The organism is Acinetobacter sp. CIP 102136 (assembly GCF_000369685.1).
Taxonomy (GTDB): domain Bacteria; phylum Pseudomonadota; class Gammaproteobacteria; order Pseudomonadales; family Moraxellaceae; genus Acinetobacter; species Acinetobacter fasciculus.
On record NZ_KB850141.1, the window covers coordinates 477,931 to 499,176 of the forward strand.

20 protein-coding genes are annotated in these 21,246 nt (G+C 40.2%); 14 read left to right on the forward strand and 6 right to left on the reverse strand.

The window, feature by feature from the left end:
- Positions 1-2: 2 nt before the first annotated feature.
- The 13 genes from panB (at position 3) to F893_RS05155 (ending at position 14,240) form a co-directional block, all read left to right on the forward strand.
- Positions 3-812 (forward strand): 3-methyl-2-oxobutanoate hydroxymethyltransferase, encoded by an 810-nt coding sequence (gene panB, locus F893_RS05095; RefSeq protein ID WP_004278337.1) that lies wholly within the window; start codon positions 3-5, stop codon positions 810-812.
- 1 nt (position 813) lies between these two features.
- Positions 814-1,662, forward strand: a complete 849-nt coding sequence (gene panC / locus F893_RS05100) for a pantoate--beta-alanine ligase (RefSeq protein WP_004647479.1) — start codon at positions 814-816, stop codon at positions 1,660-1,662.
- 18 nt (positions 1,663-1,680) lie between these two features.
- Positions 1,681-2,532, forward strand: coding sequence for an RNase adapter RapZ (rapZ, locus tag F893_RS05105; RefSeq protein WP_004278335.1), 852 nt, complete (start codon positions 1,681-1,683; stop codon positions 2,530-2,532).
- Positions 2,529-2,798: an HPr family phosphocarrier protein gene (locus F893_RS05110; protein WP_016806787.1), complete on the forward strand. Its 270-nt coding sequence runs from the start codon at positions 2,529-2,531 to the stop codon at positions 2,796-2,798. The genes rapZ and F893_RS05110 overlap by 4 nt, the downstream gene beginning before the upstream one ends.
- 2 nt (positions 2,799-2,800) lie before the next feature.
- Positions 2,801-3,334 (forward strand): ribosome biogenesis factor YjgA, encoded by a 534-nt coding sequence (yjgA, locus tag F893_RS05115; protein WP_004278333.1) that lies wholly within the window; start codon positions 2,801-2,803, stop codon positions 3,332-3,334.
- Between the two features lie 713 nt (positions 3,335-4,047).
- Complete coding sequence (locus F893_RS05120) at positions 4,048-5,316, forward strand: sensor histidine kinase (protein ID WP_004733022.1); 1,269 nt, start codon at positions 4,048-4,050, stop codon at positions 5,314-5,316.
- A gap of 173 nt (positions 5,317-5,489) precedes the next feature.
- Complete coding sequence (locus F893_RS05125; protein ID WP_004278331.1) at positions 5,490-6,794, forward strand: RNA-guided endonuclease InsQ/TnpB family protein; 1,305 nt, start codon at positions 5,490-5,492, stop codon at positions 6,792-6,794.
- A 94-nt stretch (positions 6,795-6,888) separates the two neighbouring features.
- The gene (gene glnE / locus F893_RS05130; RefSeq protein WP_005103272.1) at positions 6,889-9,639 is read left to right on the forward strand and encodes a bifunctional [glutamate--ammonia ligase]-adenylyl-L-tyrosine phosphorylase/[glutamate--ammonia-ligase] adenylyltransferase; all 2,751 of its coding nucleotides are present in this window, start codon (positions 6,889-6,891) and stop codon (positions 9,637-9,639) included.
- 24 nt (positions 9,640-9,663) lie between these two features.
- Complete coding sequence (locus F893_RS05135; protein WP_004278329.1) at positions 9,664-10,590, forward strand: branched-chain amino acid transaminase; 927 nt, start codon at positions 9,664-9,666, stop codon at positions 10,588-10,590.
- A gap of 128 nt (positions 10,591-10,718) precedes the next feature.
- Entirely contained in the window at positions 10,719-11,441 is a 723-nt protein-coding gene (locus tag F893_RS05140; protein ID WP_004278328.1) for a glycosyl transferase, read from the forward strand.
- 41 nt (positions 11,442-11,482) lie between these two features.
- Positions 11,483-12,454, forward strand: a complete 972-nt coding sequence (locus F893_RS05145; RefSeq protein WP_004278327.1) for a Stealth CR1 domain-containing protein — start codon at positions 11,483-11,485, stop codon at positions 12,452-12,454.
- A gap of 9 nt (positions 12,455-12,463) precedes the next feature.
- A complete protein-coding gene (locus F893_RS05150) occupies positions 12,464-13,225 on the forward strand; it encodes a glycosyltransferase family 25 protein (protein ID WP_004278326.1) in 762 nt (253 codons plus the stop codon).
- Positions 13,226-13,301: 76 nt separating this feature from the next.
- The gene (locus tag F893_RS05155; protein WP_004278324.1) at positions 13,302-14,240 is read left to right on the forward strand and encodes a glycosyltransferase family 32 protein; all 939 of its coding nucleotides are present in this window, start codon (positions 13,302-13,304) and stop codon (positions 14,238-14,240) included.
- A gap of 30 nt (positions 14,241-14,270) precedes the next feature.
- Here F893_RS05155 and F893_RS05160 read toward each other — a convergent pair whose 3' ends face one another.
- Both F893_RS05160 and F893_RS05165 read right to left on the reverse strand, forming a co-directional pair.
- A complete protein-coding gene (locus tag F893_RS05160; RefSeq protein ID WP_004782138.1) occupies positions 14,271-15,173 on the reverse strand; it encodes a hypothetical protein in 903 nt (300 codons plus the stop codon).
- Positions 15,174-15,265: 92 nt separating this feature from the next.
- Positions 15,266-16,165, reverse strand: coding sequence for a glycosyltransferase (locus tag F893_RS05165; RefSeq protein ID WP_004278322.1), 900 nt, complete (start codon positions 16,163-16,165; stop codon positions 15,266-15,268).
- Between the two features lie 288 nt (positions 16,166-16,453).
- Here F893_RS05165 and F893_RS05170 point away from each other — a divergent pair, with 288 nt between their 5' ends.
- The gene (locus F893_RS05170; protein ID WP_004278321.1) at positions 16,454-17,176 is read left to right on the forward strand and encodes a putative nucleotide-diphospho-sugar transferase; all 723 of its coding nucleotides are present in this window, start codon (positions 16,454-16,456) and stop codon (positions 17,174-17,176) included.
- Between the two features lie 7 nt (positions 17,177-17,183).
- Here the strand turns inward: F893_RS05170 and F893_RS05175 are convergent, their stop codons facing one another.
- The 4 genes from F893_RS05175 to F893_RS05190 form a co-directional block, all read right to left on the reverse strand.
- The gene (locus tag F893_RS05175) at positions 17,184-18,047 is read right to left on the reverse strand and encodes a lysophospholipid acyltransferase family protein (RefSeq protein WP_005250756.1); all 864 of its coding nucleotides are present in this window, start codon (positions 18,045-18,047) and stop codon (positions 17,184-17,186) included.
- 18 nt (positions 18,048-18,065) lie between these two features.
- Positions 18,066-18,287: a hypothetical protein gene (locus F893_RS05180; protein ID WP_004278319.1), complete on the reverse strand. Its 222-nt coding sequence runs from the start codon at positions 18,285-18,287 to the stop codon at positions 18,066-18,068.
- A gap of 115 nt (positions 18,288-18,402) precedes the next feature.
- The gene (gene aspS / locus F893_RS05185) at positions 18,403-20,187 is read right to left on the reverse strand and encodes an aspartate--tRNA ligase (protein WP_005103279.1); all 1,785 of its coding nucleotides are present in this window, start codon (positions 20,185-20,187) and stop codon (positions 18,403-18,405) included.
- Between the two features lie 162 nt (positions 20,188-20,349).
- Positions 20,350-21,114, reverse strand: a complete 765-nt coding sequence (locus F893_RS05190; protein ID WP_005103282.1) for a DUF4184 family protein — start codon at positions 21,112-21,114, stop codon at positions 20,350-20,352.
- Positions 21,115-21,246 lie beyond the last annotated feature (132 nt).

Consider the following 21,246-nt stretch of genomic DNA (forward strand, 5'->3'; position numbering starts at 1 on the left):
TCATGGTCAGTCTGAGTGATTTAAGACGCTTTAAAGCAGATGGACGCAAATTTTCATGTCTGACTTGCTATGATGCCAGTATGGCCAAAGCCATGGAAATTGCCGAAGTGGACAGCATTTTAATTGGCGATTCTCTGGGAATGTCAATTCAGGGTCGTGATTCGACTTTGCCGGTTACGGTTGCAGATATGGCTTATCATACGGCTGCGGTACGCCGTGGTAACCAGCATGCCTTTATCATGACTGACTTGCCATTTATGAGCTATGCCACCTTGAATGATGCCTTGCAAAGCTCGAAAACCGTGATGCAGGCCGGCGCGCAAATGGTCAAGATGGAAGGCGGCGCATGGTTGGCAGAAACCGTGCAAGTGCTGACACGTAACGGCATTCCGGTGTGTGTGCATTTGGGTCTTACTCCGCAGTCGGTACATGTGTTTGGCGGTTATAAGCTGCAAGCTCGTACTCGTGAAGCGGCCGATCAGCTCATTGCGGACTGTAAAGCAGTAGTAGAGGCGGGTGCTGCACTATTGTTACTCGAATGCGTACCGGCACAGCTTGGCCAGGAAATCACCGAACTGTTTCCGCAGATTCCGGTGATTGGCATTGGCGCGGGTGCAGCCACTGACGGACAAGTATTGGTGGTTCAGGATATGTTGGGCCTGACCTTTGGCCACACTGCAAAATTTGTACGTAATTTTATGCAAGAACAATCGGGTGCGACCGCCATTCTAGATGCTTTTAAAGCCTACCATGCTGCAGTTTTAGATGGATCTTTCCCGGCACCAGAACAAACTTTTCAGGTTGAATTGTAAGATGAAAACAGAAACCACTATTCAGGGCTTAGCGGCATCCTTAAATCCGGCGCGTACCAGTCGCAAGATTATCGGTTTTGTACCGACCATGGGCAATCTGCATCAGGGGCATTTAAACCTGGTGCGTGAAGCGCGTAAGTTGTGTGATGTAGTGGTGGTCAGTATCTTTGTCAATCCGATCCAGTTTGGACCCAATGAAGATTTTGATAGCTATCCGCGCACGCTTGAGCAGGACCAGCAGCTTTTGGCAGAGGTCGGTTGTGACATCGTTTTTGCGCCGACGGTTGAGCAAATGTATGGTAAAAAACCGCGTCTGACCAATATCAGTGTTTCTGACATTACCAATGATTTATGCGGTTTACAGCGTCCCGGTCATTTTGATGGTGTGGCGGTGGTGGTGACTAAATTGTTTAACATCGTACAGCCGAATTACGCCTTCTTTGGCCAGAAAGATTATCAGCAATTGGCGGTCATTCGTCAGTTTGTACAAGATCTGAATATTCCACTGGAAGTAATTGGTGTGCCGATTGCCCGTGCAGAAGATGGCCTGGCTTTAAGTTCGCGCAATGGTTATTTAAGCGAAGAGCATCGTGCAATCGCACCGGTCATTTATCAAAGCTTGCAAAAGGCTGAACAGCAATTACAGGCAGGCGTGGAACTGGATACGGTATTGGCGGAGCTTCGCCAGACTTTAACCGATGCTGGATTTGTAGTGGATTATATTGAAGCCAGAACTCCAGAATTACAAAAAATTCATACGTTTAATCAAGATCTTGTGTTATTTATAGCTGCAAAGTTGGGGAATACACGTCTGATCGATAACCTGCAGGTTAAATACACTGCCGGCTAAGATGAAAGGGTAGCATGCATGAAGCGCATTTTAATCGTCACGGGACAATCTGGTTCGGGGAAATCATCTGCATTACAGGTGCTTGAAGATCTGGGTTATTACTGTATTGATAATCTGCCTTTGGCATTGCTTCCCGAAATCGTGGCCAAACTGGACAGTGAAAATAATCTGGAACAGTTGGCGCTGGGCGTCGATGTGCGCAGTACCCGGGCAGATTTACAAGAATTTGATCATGTATTTGAGCAGCTGCAACAGCATGGTTCGGTCGATATTATCTATCTGACCACGCAGGATCAGGAGCTGATTGCCCGCTTTAGTGCTTCGCGTCGGCCGCATCCTCTGGCGTCACGCTTTAAAAGTCTGAATCAATGCATTCAGGAAGAAAAAATCCTGTTGATGCCGATTCAGTTGCGTTCTACAGTTCATATCGATACTACCGATAAAAGCGTACATGACCTGAAACATACCTTATTGTCCAAGCTGGGACAGGCCGATAACCTGATCCTGATTCTGCAATCCTTTGGTTATAAGCATGGCATTCCACTGGATGCCGATTATGTCTTTGATGTCCGGCATTTGCCAAATCCGCATTGGGAACTGGAACTGCGCAAATTTTCAGGGCTAGATCAGCCGGTGCAGGCGTTTTTACAAAAGAGCGATCAGGTCGAGGACATGTTCAATGATCTGTATCATTTTCTGGACAAGTGGTTGCCGACCTTTGCCGAAGGGCATCGTCATTATATGACCGTGTCGATAGGTTGTACCGGTGGTCAGCATCGTTCTGTTTATATTGTGGATAGACTAAAAAAAGCCCTTGAGGCAAAATGGTCTATTCAAGTCCTCCATCGAGAAATGAAGCACTGGTCATGATTGATACGACAGTTGACGTAATTAATAAATTGGGTTTACATGCACGCGCATCTGGTAAACTGATAGAAGTTACCACCAAATTTCGTTCCAGTATTCGGATTGGCAAGGCTGACAAATTGGTAGATGCCAAAAATATCATGTCATTGCTCATGCTTGGTGCAGGCAAAGGAACAACTTTACGCTTAGTGATTGAAGGAGCAGACGAGGACAAAGCCTTATCTGAAATTCAGGCACTATTTGCAGCAAAATTTTATGAGGCAGATTAATCGTGGCACGTCGACCGAACAGTTTAACTGAAGAAGATTTTGATTCTTTAGAGGGACGCGCAAGTAAGACCGAACAGAAAAAAGCAGTCCAGCGTATGGCTGCTTTAGGTGCGCAGCTTGCAGAGCTGAGCGCTAAACAAATTAAAAACCTACCCGTAGATGAGCGTTTGATTGACGCCTTACTTGATGTGCAGGCAATTAGTTCGCATGAAGCACGTCGCCGTCAATTTTCACGGATTGGTAAATTATTACGCAATGAAAATGAAACGGTAATTTTGTCTTATTTAACACCTAAACAAGGTCTTAAAAAGACAGCTCAATTACAGCGTTGGGTGGATCGAATTGTCAAAGATGGTGATCCAGCCATCAATGAATTTACCAAAACCTATAATGCGACAGAGCGTCATACCTTACGTCAACATTATCTTCGGGTACACCGTGATTTAAAGAATCAAGCACCTGAAGAAGAAGTGAATGCTTCTAAATTAAAGCTGTTTAACTATGTACAGCAAGTGGCGTTGATTTCTGACAATTAAGCAGCCATGTAAAAAGGCGGTCTTTTTTAGGCCGCTTTTTTATAGCTGTTTTGAACTGATTGGTTTGACTTGGACATGCATAGTCTATAAGTGGTCTATCTTAATATTACTATTCCAGCTTCTAAAACTGCATTGATGATAAAAAATACAAAATTTCTGCAATTAATTTGTTAATGAATGTAAAATCTTTACAATTCTCAGTGGCTTTTTTGGCCTGTTTTTAGTCAATATCCTGATATTTAAATATTTCGTAGACTGGAATTGTTAAGATAGTTTTAAAAATTAAAAAATAATTCTGAGTGTTATTAGATAGATGAGACCTGATATAAAATTTCTTTTTAATCATAAGGTCAAGTTATATAATTGAAAAATCATTAGCTTTTACTCCAAATAGAGTAAAAAGCTATAGTGGGTATTTTTTAGTCAATAGTGTGTTACAGTAAATACAAATAAACATGCTTATTTTAGGTGAGATATATTAATTTCAAATACTTATGTAGGTTTTTTTCGAATAGTAAATTTTCAAGTTATTCTTAATCAATTAAATATCAGTGCTTTGCGGTTAAGAATGTATCTGGATAGAAACAGGTTAACAAATCCTTTAACCTATAGGTGAGTTTTCATCGTTGAGTAAATATAGAATCTTTGTTATTGATTGTATGAATTTGGTCGGCAGTGTTTTCTATATTCCATAAACATTCAGAGAGGCAGACATGGAACTAAAACTGCTAGAGGTCGGTCAGAATACGGAGCAATTAAGCTCGTGCCGTATATCTCTCATTTTAGGTGTCTATACCTCCAACAACCTATTAGACACCTTTTGTAAGATCGCCCGTAAAGTTTTAAACGTTAAAACCAGTATTATCGGCTTCCACACGGAACCCTATATCTGGTACAGCTGTCCGCGCGGTTTTCGGGCCTTGCACGCCCCACAGGAAGTGAATCTGCCTGCGTATCTGCAACAGTCAGATGTCATTGACCAGACGCATCCTGCTTATACAGAATTGTCAAATTATGTGAAAGATCTCGGTGTAGCGCATCAGAGATTAGTCGCCTTTAATTTAAAATCAAGTAGCGGTGTGTCTTTTGGACAGGTCATTTTCTTTGATGATCAGACTGAACTGTTCGATCAGGACGATATTGCCACCATCAAACAATTTGCTGAAAGTTTAGTGATTCGAATTCAGCTCAATCAAGAACATACTGAGTTGAAAGAATTATACGAGCAGCAATGCGCACAAAATTTCAGTAAAACTAAATTTTTCCAGATTATTGCGCATGATCTGCGTGCACCGTTTCACGGCTTGCTCGGCTTTTCCGAAGTACTGGCACAGGAACGTGACACACTGGATGAATCCAGTATTCAGAGTATTGCGGATTATTTATATGATAATGCACAATCGACCTATAACCTGCTGGAAAGCCTGCTGACTTGGGCGATGGCAGAGGGTGGGCGCTTTGTTTATCATCCGATCAATTATGAATTGAAACAGTCCAGCAAGATTGTATGTGGTGTTCTGAAAAGTTTGGCCTTAAATAAAAAGATCGAACTGGTCGATAATATTCCTGAAGACATCAAGGTACATGCGGATATCAACATGATTACCTCTGTCTTGCAAAACCTGGTGTCGAATGCGCTTAAATTTACCCCGGTGAATCAAGGCGGTAAAGTGATTTTAGCTGTAGAGATGGAAGGCGAGCAGGTCAAGATTACGATTCAGGATACTGGCCTGGGCATGACCGAAGAACAGATGCAGAATCTGTTTAAACCGACTTTGGGTGTGAGTGTCAGAGGCACAGCTGAAGAGAAAGGGGTAGGTTTGGGTCTGGTACTCTGCAAGCGCTTTATTGACCTGAACCATGGTCAAATTGCTGTAGATTCCAAAGAGGGCCGTGGTACGACCTTTACTGTACATTTGCCGATGGTTACCAATGATCATCAGGCGCTAGTGCTTGAAGATGTACATGCCGAGCAATCTTAAAAGGTAAATTTCAAACTAAAACATTCCCACTGAGACAAAACTCCTGCTATCTTTAGTGTGAAAGAGGACTCCACCCAACATTAGGGTGGAGGTGAATTTCACGACTTTTTTTTAGTGCAATATGATAGAATAATTTGCATTAAGTTTCTGTATCTAAATAGATTTAAGGCGAAATGAAGATCAACAAAGCGTACAAATTTAGGCTTGAGCCTAATGCGGAACAGGAGCTTGTTTTAAACAAGTTGCTTGGCTCTGCACGTTTTGTTTGGAATCAAATTTTAGCTGTTTCGTTCGAGATGCTTGCTAATAATGAGCGAATCAACAAAGTTAATTTAGTCAATAAAATTCCTGAATTACGCAAAAAACCTGAATGTGCTTTTCTAGAAAACAGCTCAAATGGCGTTTCACTCCAACAAAAAGTTCGTGATCTTGGTGATGCTTGGGGGAAGTTTTTTAACAAAAAGGAACAAGCTAAGTTAAAGCAAAAACCATTTAGAGCTAAGAAGCCACGATTTTTTAAATTATCCGATGGTGGTGAAGTTCAACTTAGACCACTTATGCCACGATTCAAAAAGAAATCTGATGGTTATGATTCCATTCGTATTGTTCAATTTGGCAGATATTGTTGGGTTAAAGGCAACCAAGTTAAGTTACCTAATGACATTGGCGTTGTGAAATTCAGAAAATCACAAAATATTGTGGGTGAGATTAAGAACGTCACAATCTCAAAGCATGTCGGGAAATGGTATGTGTCATTTGGTGCTGAAAACACAGTAGAAGCACCAGTCCACCCATCAAAATCAGCCGTTGGCATTGATTTAGGTGTTAAAAAGTTAATTACAACGTCTAGTGGTCAAGTATTCGACCCGATCAATAGTTTCAAGGCCAATCAAGTAAAGTTGGCTAGGCTTCAGCGCAAGCTGAGAAAGAAAAACAAGTTCAGTCAAAATTGGAAAAAGCTGAATCTCAAGATCAATACATTACACCATCATATTGCCAATATTCGGCATGACTACTTGCACAAAGTCACCACAACGCTCAGCAAAAACCACGCAATGATCGTAGTTGAGGACTTAAAAGTAGCCAATATGTCGAAGTCAGCGAAAGGCTCAATCGAGAAAAAAGGAAAGAATGTTAAAGCCAAGTCCGGCTTAAATAAATCAATCCTGGATCAAGGTTGGTCAATGCTTGTTAATATGTTGGTGTACAAACAGCAATGGCGAGGTGGTTTACTCGTTAAAGTTGACCCTAAATATACAAGTCAGACTTGTAGTTCATGTGGTCACGTTGCAAAAGAAAATAGGCTTACTCAAGCAAACTTTAGTTGTGTCGAGTGTAGCTTTGGCGAGAATGCAGATATTAATGCTTCTCGCAATATTTTGGCGGTAGGACATACCGTTTTGTCTGTGGAGGGTGGATGCGGTAAAGGTCGCCTTGCGAAGCAGAAAGCAAGTGAAATCCGTGAGGAAGTCACCTAAGAGCTTTTACTTTTAGAATCCCCCACTTGAACATCGTGAAAGTGGTGGGAGTATGTCAAAACTAAGCAGAATGTTTCAGGGGAAGAGTTGAGTGATGAATGCGGCACAATTGCAGAAAACCTTAAGAGCTAGCCAATATACCGAACAGGTATTGGCCAATCACCAGAGTTTACTGGAACAGGATTATGCAATTGATCAGTTTCAAGGCTCACTCAGTCGGGAATATATTGATCAGCTGGTGCAGCACTGCATCCTAAATATAAGCGATGAAGCAACGTGGATGCGCGCAATGCGTATTTTGCGGGCTCGATTGATGTTTCGTTGGATCTGGCAGGATGCCAATCAACTCACCGATGTCATTACCCTCACCCAAGAACTCTCCGATTTTGCCGATGCGTGCATCTGTGCGGCGAAAGATTTTGCCCGTATTCCGGTCGTTGCCAAGTATGGCCAGCCAATCGGCTATAACGGAAAAGTCCAAGATCTGATTGTCATTGCCATGGGGAAACTCGGCGCCCAAGAACTCAATCTTTCCAGTGATATCGACCTGATTTTTGCCTTCGATGAGCAGGGTGAAACTGATGGGCGTAAATGTATTGATGTGCAGCAGTTTTGCATCCTGTGGGGACAAAAACTCATTCATTTGCTGGATCAGATCACGGCGGATGGCTTTGTATTCCGCGTCGACATGCGCCTGCGTCCCTGGGGCGATGGTTCAGCACTAGCCATTAGTCATGCAGCCTTGGAAAAATATCTGAGCCAGCATGGGCGTGAATGGGAGCGTTATGCCTGGATTAAAGCGCGTATTGTCAATCCAAGTCCAGAAGGCGACGAGCTGCTGGAGATGACCCGTCCATTTGTATTTCGCAAGTACGTCGATTACAGCGCTTTTGAAGCCATGCGCGAAATGAAAGCCATGATCGAGCGCGAAGTACAGCGCCGTAATATTGAAGATGATATCAAGCTCGGAGCCGGTGGCATTCGCGAAGTCGAATTTATCGTGCAGGTGTTTCAGCTGATTTATGGCGGGGCCAAACTTGAATTGCAGGATCGGCAGTGTCTGGTGAATCTAAATCATCTGGATGATGCCGAGTTGCTGGATGAACAGGCGGTGCAGGATCTGGAAAATGCCTATTTATTCCTGCGCCGGGTTGAGCACGCGATTCAGGCACTGAATGATCAGCAAACGCAATCACTACCGACAGAGCCAGAGTTAAGGGCGCGTATAACGGACACACTTGGTTTTGCGGATTGGGACAGCTTTATGGCATATCTCAATGAAAAGCGTGACAAAGTGATGTATCAGTTTGATCATCTAATCAAGGAAAATGGCCCTGACACCTTGGTTGAAAGTTTTTCCCAGTTGGAAAAGAAACTCAAAGAAGTGTTGGATGATAATGCAAAGAATCTTGTCTATGAGTTTTGGAATGGGCATGCCTTAAAAAAATTACCGGCAAAGGCGGTACAACGTTTAAAAACCTTCTGGCCGCATTTAATTGAAGCCGTTTTACAGTCAGATGATCCTCAGGTGGCATTGGTGCGCTTGATGCCCTTAGTCGAATCAGTGATGCGCCGTACGGTATATCTGGTGATGTTAATCGAGAGTAAAGGGGCGTTGCAGCGACTGGTGAAGATGGCCACGGTCAGCCCCTGGATTTGTGAAGAACTGACCCATTATCCGGTGCTACTGGATGAATTCCTGTCGATGGATTTTGAATTGCCAAAACGTCAGGATCTGGAAGACTCTTTACGTCAGCAACTTTTACGGATTGAAATTGATCAGGTCGAAGACCAGATGCGGGTCTTGCGCCTGTTTAAAAAATCTAATGTTCTGGCCGTTGCCGCCAGTGATGTGCTGGCTGAAAGTCCTTTAATGAAAGTTTCCGATGCCTTGACCGATATTGCTGAAGTATCGGTGAATGCAGCGCTGCATCTGGCCTATCAGATTGTGGCAAAAAAGCATGGTTTTCCACTGGATGCAGAAGGGCAGCGCTGTTCAGTCGAGCATACGGCTTTTGCAGTCATTGGTTATGGTAAAGTCGGTGGAATTGAATTGGGTTATGGCTCGGATCTGGATCTGGTGTTTATTCACTATATGGGTGAACAGGCCGATACCGATGGACTTAAGCCGATCAGTGGCTTTGAATTTGCCATGCGGGTTGCACAAAAGTTTATGTCCCTCATGACCACGCAAACCTTGGATGGACGTGTATATGAAGTCGATACCCGATTGCGTCCATCGGGCGAAGCTGGGCTTTTGGTCACCAGTTTAAAAGCCTTTGAACAGTATCAGTTCAAGAGTGCCTGGCTATGGGAGCATCAGGCCTTGGTACGAGCCCGCCCGATTGCGGGTGAAATGAGCTTACGGAAAAAGTTTGAAGTCTTGCGCCGGGATATTTTGATTCAGCCCCGTGATGAAAATTATGTACGGGCAGAAGTACTGAAAATGCGTCAGAAAATGAAGGAGCATCTCGGTTCTTCCGCCGATCAAAAAAAAGATGGTATTTTTCATTTAAAACAAGATGCAGGTGGTATCGTAGACATCGAATTTATGGCACAGTATGCGGTGTTGGCTTGGAGTGGGACGAATAAAGATCTCGCCCATTTCTCCGACAATGTACGAATTCTTGAGGATGCCGCAAAATCAGGTTGCTTATCCAGCGACGATGCGACTGCTCTGATTCAAGCTTATCTCCGTGAACGCGCCGAGAGCCATCGCTTAGCCCTTGCAAATCAATCCATGCAAGTGTCTGCAAGCGACTGGCACGATACCCGAATGACCGTTTGCAAGTTATGGCAAAGACTGATTGATCCAAGTGCAGACTTTGCACTGGATAGTGAATAATTGTGAGAAATTGGAGTTTGTGGCATGAATTTGGCTGATCGTGATGGTTTCATTTGGCAAGATGGACAACTAGTTGACTGGCGTGAGGCAAAAACTCACGTATTAACACATACTTTGCATTACAGCATGGGTGTGTTTGAAGGCGTCCGAGCTTATGAAACCCCGAATGGAACGGCTATTTTCCGTCTTAAAGAACATACGAAGCGCTTGTTGAATTCTGCAAAAATTTATCAAATGAAAGTTCCATTTGATCAAGCAGCATTAGAACAGGCTCAAATTGATGTTGTTCGTGAAAACAAATTAGCGTCTTGCTATTTACGTCCAATTATTTTTATTGGTTCTGAAAAACTCGGTATCGCTGCAACTGACAATACCATTCATGCCGTAGTTGCGGCATGGAGCTGGGGTGCTTACCTCGGTGAAGAGGCGATGGCGAAGGGAATTCGCGTAAAAACGTCTTCATTTACCCACCATCATCCGAACGTGACCATGTGTAAGGCTAAAGCATCAGGTAACTACACCTTGTCGATTCTTGCGCATCAGGAAGTGGCGCATTCAGGTTATGATGAAGCAATGCTGCTCGACCCACAAGGCTATGTATGCCAAGGTTCAGGCGAAAACGTATTCCTGGTGCGTGATGGCGTGATTCATACGCCTGATATCGCAGGTGGTGCGCTGGATGGTATTACCCGTCAAACGATTATTACGATTGCTAAAGACTTGGGTTATGACGTAATTGAACGCCGTATTACCCGTGATGAGTTCTACATCGCAGATGAAGCATTCTTTACCGGCACTGCTGCAGAAGTAACACCAATCCGTGAATACGATGATCGTCAGATTGGTGAGGGTGTACGTGGTCCAATCACCACTCAAATCCAGAAAGCATATTTTGATGCAGTTCAGGGCAAAGACCCGAAATATGCACACTGGTTAACGTATGTGAAGTAATTAAGAATTTACTGATTGAAAAAACCTCTCATTTGAGAGGTTTTTTTTAACTGATGTACTTATTCTGCCGAACTTATGTCATCATATTCACCATCAAGAAGATTTTAAGATGAGCTTAGGCATACGCAATGAGTAACATCGTTATTTGTATGAAATGGGGAACCAAATACGGTTCGGAATACGTCAATCGTTTATACAATATGGTTAAACGACATACGACAGTCGACTTTAAAATGGTCTGTCTGACGGATCGTACTGAAGGCATTGATCCTGCAGTACAATGTTTCCCTATTCCACCTCTGGCATTGCCTGAAGGTGCGCCTGAGCGTGGCTGGAACAAGCTGTCCACTTTTGAGCCTGATCTGTATGGTTTGGAAGGCAATGCACTCTTCCTCGATCTTGACGTGGTGATTGTCGATAATATCGATGAGTTCTTTACCTATCCGGGTGACTTCCTGATTATTCATGACTGGAAACGTCCTTGGCGTATTACCGGTAACAGTTCGGTTTATCGGTTTAAACTGGGTGCTTTCCCAGGTCTGTTACCTTATTTCCGTGAACATTTTGATGAAATTCGTCAAAAATTCCGTAATGAGCAAGCCTATTTGTCTTGGTATGTAGACCGTGAAGGTAAACAGACGTATTGGCCAGAAAGCTGGTGCAAGAGCTATAAATATCACTGCCTGCAAAAAATTCCGATGGCTTATTTTAAGCCGCCTGTGAAGCCTGAAGGTGCCAAAATCATTGTTTTTCATGGCGAGATTAATCCGCCAGATGCAGTGAATGGTGGTGGTGGTAAATGGTATCGTTATGTGTTGCCATCGCAGTGGATTAAGGACGCTTGGCAGTAAGTTATAGAGTTTATTCAAGCTAATTGTTGATTAGAAGTATTATGGAAAAAATAGATTTTGTTATTGCGTGGGTCGATGGCAATGATGTAAAGCATCGACTTAAAAGGCAACAGTTTCAATCTACTAATATCGTAAAAGGTTCAGCAGAAGAAACTCGATTTGCTAGTAATGATGAAATCTATTTTTCAATTGCTTCAATTCTTAAATATGTTCCCTATTTTGGAACAATTTATATTATTACGGATGAACAGCAGCCTGCACATATTCATGATTTTTTCGAACAGGGATTATGTGCTCCTGAGCAGATAAAAATAATTGATCATAGAACAATATTTGCTGGTCATGAGCAATACTTGCCTACATTTAATTCTTTAAGTATTGAAACTATGCTTTGGAATATTCCAGGGTTATCAAAGTATTTTATTTATTTGAATGATGATTTCTTCTTTAATGCCTCATCTGAATTAGATGATTTTTTAGTTGGTGACCAGATAAAAGTCTATGGACATTGGGAAAATAACTCCTTAATTAAAGCAAAATTTAATCTACGTAAAGGTCTTAATAAATATTTTGGTAAACCTTTACAGCCTAAATATACAATTGCTCAAATGCTTAGTGCTGAATTATGTGGATTTAATAAATATTATGAAATTCATCATCGTCCCCATATATTGGATCGTGATGTACTACAAAATTATTTTCAAAAATACCCTACAACATTAGCTCAACAGATTAGGCATCGTTTTAGAAGTGCTTTTCAGTTTTTACCCGTAGGACTTAATAATCATTTAAAAATTCAGGCTAATGAAGCAGTTCTATACGATGATATTAATATTGCTTATTTAAAAAATGAAGCATTGCTATCTTTATTTTTAGAAAACTTAAATAATACCACTATTAAATTTGGTTGTATTCAAAGTTTGGATCAATTTGATCCAAAAGAAGCAGAAAAGGTATCTTTTGCTTTAATTGCTAAATTTAAAAACTATTTACCTCTATCTATTCAGCATTAAGAGTTAATCATGAAAGTTGTAACTTATTTAATTAATTTAGACGGAAGTGATGAGCGTCTAGCTGCAGCAACTCAGCAGCTTAATAGTGTGAGCTGGAGGTTTGAACGTTTTGCTGCTTATGATGGTCGGGGTAAAGCACTCTCTGAATTCATAAATTATAATGACGATCAAACTAATAAGGTATTAGGTCGTAGTTTAATGAATTCCGAGTTAGGTTGTTATTTAAGTCATTATGGATGCGCTGAAAAATTTTTAGCCACTGATGCAGATTATTTAGTGGTTCTGGAAGATGACCTTAAAATTAATAGTGACTTTAAGATTAAAATTGACAGCATCATTGAATATTTGCACCAACATCAAGATTTAAACTGGTATCTTATTAATATTGCTGCAAAAAAGAAAAAACTAGCAAAAGATATTACGCAAATAGGGGATATAAGTCTATGGCATGCTTTTTATTTCCCAATTCGTGGCTTAGGGTTAATCTGGTCGCGGCAGGGAGCACAGTCTTTTGTTGAGGTAGGCAAAACTATAAATATGCCGGTTGATATCTTCTTCCAGTCTTGGTTAAGTCAAAATGGCAAAGGTTTAGGGATTTGGCCACCACTAGTGAAGCCAGCAGGGGTCGATAGTGATATTTTGGGAACGGTTGCTACTCAGGGGATTTCTCGTAAAGCACTTGAAAATAGAAGCAGCTCCTATGGCTTTAAAAAGCAGAAGCGTATGTGGCGTGATCGTTATCATGCACTAAAATATCTGCTAAATTCTTAAAATTCATCGAATATCTTAATAATTGAATATTTATCATTAAAGGAATAAATCAATGAGCATGTTGGAAATAATTTAGATGAAAATATTTAAAAAAACTTATTATATGCTTAAGTTTTATATCATGTATTTTTACAAGATTAGAGGCACGAATTTAAAAATTCATAATTACGCAAATATGATTACGCTTAATCCAAAGCCAGAAGAAGTTAAAATACCTAAGCTGATTTGGCTGTATTGGGAGGGGGATGTACCATTATTTGTGGAAAAATGCATAGAAAATATAAAGCTAATAAATGCAAATTATGAGGTTCATTTTTTAACACCAACAACTGTTGATCAATTTATACAGATAGATTTTGATTCTTTAAATATTCATCTACCTCAGCATAAAGCTGATTTAATCAGATTTAAATTACTTTATGTTTATGGAGGAATCTGGTTAGATGCAAGTATTATCGTTTATGAAAATTTAGATTGGATTCAAGAGTTGGTTTCTCAAAATCAGACCGAAAGTTTTGCCTATTATCGTAAAAAAAACACTACCAATATTGATTCTCCAGTCATCGAGAATTGGCTTTTAGCAACGGCTCCTAACAATAGGTTTTTTAAAGATTGGTTTGATGAGTTGGTGAACGCCATGCAGGTTGGCCCTAAAACATATATCAATGAAATTAAACGTACTGTGCCAAATTATGAGAGAATATTTCAAAAGATTAGTAATTTAGAGTACCTGATTTCCTATGTGGTGTGTCAGGTGATTATGCTGAAAGCATTGCCTAGTATTACTTTAATTGATTGTGATCAAAATGCCTTTTACTATCAGGTAAAAAATAAATGGGTCAAAGAAAAAACATTAATTGAAATGGCAATCAATCATCATTCAGGTGAATACCCTAAATTGATTAAATTTGCCGGTAAAGAGCGTAAACATATAGGCGAATTTTATGAAAAAGGAATGTATTTTCAAGATTCACTGCTAGATTTCCATGATGATCAGAGTAAAACCTTATCTTAACGCTCTATCAGGTTGGATGATCTGAACCACTTAGAGGATGGTGTCTTGTTCGAGCGTTAATTTATTAAATGATTTGATAAGACTATGGGGTGAAAGATTATAAACAGACACTTTTTGACTTTCAAAGAAATAGGCTGCTGTTTCAAATGCCGCTATGATTGATTGGGTGTGCTGGTTTAATAAGGTAGGTTGTTTTGCATCTAAAGTTTCATAAAATCGTGGTAGGTCGAAGTTATTCATATCCACACCTGCAATATAGATATGTTGGTAATTTAATCCTGACATAATCTGTAATGCGGTATAAGCCACGGTATAGTAGTCAAATACTGTGTCATACATGTGTGTAGAAAAGCCAAAACCATTGTAGAAGTAATTACTCTTAACTTTTTCATCAACATGAATAGTGTTTCCCATAAAAAGTTCATTTTTACAGTTACTCGTGATTTCAATAATTTTAAATTGGCAACGAATCTGTTCGATTTTTACTTTTCTTAGAATATAGTCTAAGCAACGTGCGGTGGTGAAAAAATTGCATGCTGTGTCTAAAACCCGCTCAACGAGATCAAAACGATTTTGTACAAAATCATGATCAATAATGACATAGTGTTGAAAAGTGACCTCATTCAAAGCGATTGCTCCATTGACGCCAATATAGTCCAGTTTCTCATATTTAAAAAATTTATCAGGAATCTTTTTAATCGATGGTCCTGTTGCGATCAGCATACATTTTGAATGTTTATTCTTTAAGTTAAGCGTATGGTCTGCAATTAAGGTATTCCTAAAAAAAACTTGATCAATTTGACCCGATGCATTACGAACCACACGGTAAAAAGGCCAATAGCGTCTGTTGTGTTTGTAAGTACTCGGTTTTAAAAGTTTATAGGTATATTTTGTCAAATTTCGAACGAAATGGTTGAAAATTAAACCACACATATTCTTGTCTCTTTCATAGCTTATTTCTATGAGTTATATCAAGTTTATTTGAGAATAATCTAATTGATAAGATGATTCAGTTGCTTAGAGGGTTAATGATCTAAATTAAATGAATCACGCTTGGTTTTAAACTTGCTCAGGAGCCTCTTAAACCAAGGCTGGGATGTTTCTGACCGAGTAATGTTATTGCCCGAGTATTTTTTTTGAGATGCTTTGTGAAATTTTCCGTAGGGTGTAATTGTATAGTCCTCAAGTTGGTATCCGGCAGAAAGGGCTTCGTGATAGTATTGGTCAAAAAGTGTTGTCAGGTCCGCTCGGGGGTGAGGAATAATTTCGCCATCAAACCAATGTGTTGAATTATTGTGTTGAAGACGAGGAATTGAATATTTGTGACTAAACTGGGTGCCCATATCGGAATAATGCAAAATTTTAATCTCGTTGATACTTAGATTTTCACCATCGATGCAATTAAAATGATCATTATAAGCTTGAACCAATGACGGTTCTTTTTGAATTTGTCTCATCAGACTTTGATGACTGGCAGGGTTACTTTTTAATTCCTCAATTCTAGGAAGAAAATGTTTGGCCTTTTCACAATCCCAGACACAAGTGCATAAACGGGCTGAGCTTCCCCCCCCCTTGGCTGCCACAATAGCATTGGCTTCAATAGGATGTTCCCAGAGTAGTGCAAGATCATCGAGTACAATGACATCTGTATCCATGTAAATGGCTTTACCTTGAAATTGACAATACTCTGGAATAGCCCACCGAAATCCGGAAAAAGGTGTCGCCCAGTTTTCTGTTCTCCATCCTTGATTCGATTTCGGATCAGAATACCAATAGCTAGAAGGATCACGCGAAAGTTGCATCCAAATAATTTCTACAGGCTGCTGGGTATGTTTTTTAATGCTGTAGTCTAAAACCATCATTTGTTCTAAATCACAGTTGTTTGGGTCACAGCCTATAAAAATTTTGATTGTTTTGAGACTCATTTTTATCAATTATTTTGTGATATGATAATGTATATTAAAACAAAGACTATATAAAAACAAAGACTACATAAGATTTACTATGTTTTTTTATTTATTCTATTATAATTAAAACTTAAATAAAATAATCGAATTTATTTCAATGACTTCTTTGGTTTTTAAATAAATTACAATAACTTATGTGTATTATATTGTTATATAATTACGAAAAAAATTTAAAATTATAGTTTTTTATCACACTTTTATCTATGATTTTAAACTTAAATTGGTAGAAAATTAAAAGGATTCTTAATGTTGACAGTTTTTGGTTTTCATACAGATGATAAACTATATACGAAGCATGCTCAAATTTTAGCTGAATCAGCAAAAAAATTTAATATTCATATTCTATTAAAGCAATTTTCAAAAGATGACTGGCAAACCATTATTGCATTTAAGCCTGTGTTTATTTCGCAAATGCGTCGTGAAACTCATGGCCCACTTTTATTTGTTGATGCTGATGCTATAATTCTTGAGGATATCCGGCCATACTTCAATGCAATTGAAGAAGATATTGCAGTACATTACATAGATAATAAGCGTTTAATTAGTAGTACTATTTTTATAAATGACACTAAAAATGCACATTCTCTGATGGATGAATGGGAGAAGCGTATGTTGCAAAATCCAACTATTTGGGATCAGATTATTTTACAAAACTTGGTTGATGAGTGGCATGATGCAGGCCTTATTACATTAAAAAAGCTACCACCAAACTATACATTTATTTTTGATACATCTCGTAATTTATATGGGGATAAGATTCAACCTAGTATTGAACAATTACAAGCAAGTAGAGATAAGCGTTGGATACAGAAATATGAGCAAAGAAATTCAATTTATCAATGGATAATGCGTTCTTCTCTACTGTCAAAAAGTACTAAAAAGATTGTTAAACGACATAATGAAGTTAATGCACGAACAACAAAGTTAGGAATTGATATTAAGTTAACTTTAAGTGATTTAATTGAATAATTAAAATTTATTGATAAATATTACTTTCATCAATTATTTTCCTAAACCTTTTATACCCCCACAAATACTGTTCCGGAGCGACATTAATCATGCGCTCCATTTCTTTATTTAAGGTATCAACCGACAATTGTAAATCTTTAGATAAAATATCATTTGATAATTTAGTCACGTAAATATCATAGCCGGAAAAATCTTCACGTCTTAAACAACTAAGCCCAACTACTGAACATTGTGTTTTGGCTGCCAGTTTGGAAAGTAAGGTAGAAGATAGCGCATTTTGATTGTAGAAAAGTGAGTAGATACCACCACTTTCTTTAGGTACATGATCCGGCAATATTGCAGAAAAACCACCCTGTTTTAAATGCTTAAATAAAGCACGTACACCAGAATCATCTGTAGGAACCAGTGTGGCATTCAGGCGTTGCCGAGCTTCACGCATAAAACGGTCAATATCCTGATTCTTACTGGGCTTGTACATAATTACAGGGGAGGTGTGCTGATTTACCCAGACATTTAAAAGCTCCCACGTACCAAAATGAGGCACCACTGCCAAGCAGCCATGAGGATTTTGCAAAGCTTTCAGGAAAATATCTTCGCCCTGCACATCTTGAATCAAAGACAGCGCATAGTCTGGTGATGATCCCCAAATCTTGACTGATTCTGCATACGTCATGCACTGACTTTTCAGGCTGCTTTTGGTCAAATCAGCCCGTTCAGCTTCCGAAAGTTCAGGATAGGCAGAGGCCAAGTTAATCTCGGTCACTCGGCGTGCAGAAGAATGGCTGAGATACAAAAGAGATCCAGCCAGTTGCGCAAGATTTTGAATGAATCTTAGTGGAAGCTTGGAGAAATTTTTGAGTAGGGTGTACATGGTATCCAGATGGTCAGATTATAGGTCTTTGTCCGGATTGCCCTTCAGCACCATATAAATCAAACCTACAAAAATCAGCAGGGCACCTAAAATACTGCTCAGGCAAAAATACACAATACGATCATTGGTATCGAGGTTGAACAGATTGTTGGCAAGGATATAGCGCATGAACAGCCATTGAACCACTGAAAATACAATAAGCATAATGCTGCGATTACGAACTGCAGGACGCATAGCCATTGCTAATTACCTTAGATTAAAAACTGTGGCTATTATGCCACTGTTCCAGATACGACTCAATCTTACAAAAAAAGCCCCGCACGAGGCAGAGCTTTTTCACTTAATACTTCAAGAATTATTCTTGAGATTCAGCTTTTGGTTTTTCACGTAAGCGAATACCAAGGTCACGCAGTTGATTTGATTCAACTGGAGCAGGTGCTTGCGTTAATGGACATTCAGCAGTCTTGGTTTTCGGGAATGCAATGACGTCACGAATAGAAGCACCACCAGTCATGAGCATCACCAGACGGTCAAGACCAAATGCCAAACCACCATGCGGAGGAGCACCGTAACGTAATGCATTTAATAAGAAGCTGAATTTCTCTTCTGCTTCTTCTTCGCCAATACCTAATGCTTCAAAGATCGCTTTTTGCATTTCAAGGTTATGAATACGCAGTGAACCACCACCGATTTCAGTACCGTTCAATACCATATCGTAAGCAACAGATAATGCTGCACCTGGGTTGTTCTTCACTTCTTCAACGCTTGATTTTGGTAGCGTGAATGGGTGGTGAACAGAGGTCCATTTGCCATCATCAGTTTCTTCGAACATTGGGAAATCAACAACCCAAAGTGGCGCCCACTCACAAGTTGATAATTTAAGGTCATGACCGATCTTCACACGAAGCGCGCCCATGGCATCGTTAACAACTTTCGCTTTGTCTGCACCGAAGAATACGATGTCGCCATTTTCAGCGCCAACACGTTTCAATAGATCAAGCACGATTGGCTCGATGAATTTCACGATTGGAGATTGAAGACCTTCGATACCTTTTTCAAGTTCGTTGACTTTGATGTAAGCCAAACCGCGTGCACCGTAGATGCCTACAAATTTGGTGTATTCATCAATCGCGCTACGTGGAAGTGAACCCGCACCCGGTACGCGAAGCGCAACGATACGGCCTTTAGGATCTTTTGCAGGACCTGCGAATACTTTGAACTCAACGTCTTGCATCAAGTCTGCAACGTCAACCAGTTTCAACGGAATACGCATATCTGGTTTGTCAGACGCATAGTCACGCATTGCATCGTTGTATGTCATGCGTGGGAATTTATCAAACTCTACGTTTAGAAGTTCTTTGAACATCTTCACGGTTAAAGTTTCCATTAAATCCATGATGTCATCGTCACTCATGAACGATGTTTCAACGTCGATTTGGGTGAATTCTGGCTGACGATCCGCACGCAAGTCTTCATCACGGAAACATTTCGCGATTTGGTAGTAACGATCGATACCACCCACCATCAACAACTGTTTGAACAGCTGTGGAGACTGTGGAAGTGCGTAGAAGCTACCGTTAGATACACGGCTAGGCACTAAATAGTCACGCGCGCCTTCAGGTGTTGCACGTGTCAAAATTGGTGTTTCAACGTCTAGGAAACCATTGTCTTCGAAGTAGTTACGAATCAGGTTGGTCAATTTAGAACGGAAACGTAAACGATCTAGCATTTCTGGACGACGGATGTCCAGGAAACGATATTTCAAACGAATTTCTTCAGAAATATTGGTGTTTTCGTCATTTAAAGGGAATGGCGGAGTTTCAGACTGAGCAAGAACTTCAATTTCTTTACCAAGAACTTCGATTTGACCGCTCACCATATTGGCATTTTCTGTGCCTTCATAACGGCGACGCACACGGCCTGTAATTTTTAATACAAATTCTGAACGTACTTTATCAGCAGTTGCGAATGCTTCAGGAGTATCTGGGTCAATAACCACTTGAACAAGACCATCACGGTCACGCATGTCAAGGAAGATTACACCCCCGTGGTCACGGCGACGGTGTACCCAACCGCATAATGTTACGGTTTGGTCAATTTGAGCTTCGGTTAAAGAACCGCAGTAATGAGTTCGCATCATAGCGTTAGAAATCCAACTATATGGGTTAAGGTCAGCGAATACGTAAACAGCGTACCGCTTTGAGTAAAGGTAGGATTATGCCTCTTTGGGCATGTTGTCACAAGAACTTGGGTCAAAAACAATATCATTTTAAAGTGAATAGGCGCAAAGCCAGTGCTTTGTTTAATCCATCCTGTGCTCTCTGTCTAAAAATAAAAACAGTAAACAGCCCAGACTGAAGGTGATCAGAAAGCCTTGGCTAAATTCATTGATCGAGCGACCAGTAAAATAATAGAGGTCTGATTGCCAGACTTCCGTAGAAATATAGCGCGCATAATCCCAGACAGAAAATAGGCCGGTAAATATAGAAAAGAGCAATAAGCCCCAGGCAAAGGATTTGATTTTCACACTGACTGCAAGATATTGCTGATGAGTTTTATAGTAATGCAGGCTCATCCACAGGATAAGAGGCAAGACAATCACTGAGGTGCCAATCTGTAAAATCCGGTGCAGCGGATAACTTTGTCCAAACAACTGAAAATGTTGGGCTAAGACGTCATGAAAGGCAAAAGTTCGAAAATCGACGTGGGTCAGTCCATCCCAGATTAAATGGGTAGCTGTACCGACGATCAGTGCCAGACACATTACCAGGATAAATTTTAGTGCTGAAAGGATATTGTGAATCTTTAAATCATGCTGAATACCGATGCAACGGTAAATCACGGGCCGGTAAATCAGGTACCAGACCGCACAAAAAGCCAGACCGATCCAGAGATCTGGATGAATCAGCGAAGACCATAAATGGGTAATATTAGAATTAGTATGAGTAAACAGACGATAAAGATCTGGAACCATGCTGCCAATGGCCAGCGCAGCAACAGGGAGTCTATTCCCAGTCAAATATGAAATAGGTGGAGCAAGCACAGCATGCGATAAGGTAAAGGGCATAAAAATAGTGTTTTTAATGTAATAAAAAATATTAGAAAGACATTCTAATAAAATATTCAGCTCATTATCGTAAAGGATTGCAAAAATAATGAAATGTTATATTATAACATTCACCCAGATTACTGAATTTGA